We start from the raw sequence: 415 nt of genomic DNA, 5'->3' as shown, positions 1-415 counted from the left end.
GAAGCCCTCCTGGTCGACTTCTTCACCAAGCACGAGGAATGGGAAAAGTGGCGGCCTCACGACGAGACCAACATCGCCAGCCACGAATCCCTGACCCTGCGCGTCGAGTTCCTCCACGAAGCACTGCACGGCGACGACGCCTGGACGATCGCCGCCTACGAGTCCCCCGTCGGCGAGCGCCTCTGGCACGCCACCGCCACCCCCACCACACCCGTCAAGATCATGCGCGTCCTGCTCGAAAGCCTCAGCACCGAAGACAGCTGGGGGCAGAGCGCCCAGACCGTCAAGGAGCAGGACCTCGCCGAAGCGTCCCGCCCCCTCGAGGACGTCGGCTGGCACCTGAAGGTCGGATCACGGCTCATCGACTGGACAGCCCCCACTCCCGGCACCCGGGCAGGCCTGCGTTTCGACACCC

At 67.2% G+C, this 415-nt stretch carries 1 protein-coding gene; it reads left to right on the top strand.

The window, feature by feature from the left end; genetic code table 11:
* Window positions 1-415 (top strand): DUF317 domain-containing protein (locus G3I71_RS48705; protein ID WP_164325408.1); only part of this gene is annotated, 415 nt, incomplete at both ends.

It is taken from the genome of Streptomyces sp. SID12501 (genome assembly GCF_010550245.1).
Lineage (GTDB): Bacteria > Actinomycetota > Actinomycetes > Streptomycetales > Streptomycetaceae > Streptomyces.
This window is presented reverse-complemented; position numbering and strand designations above follow the sequence as displayed.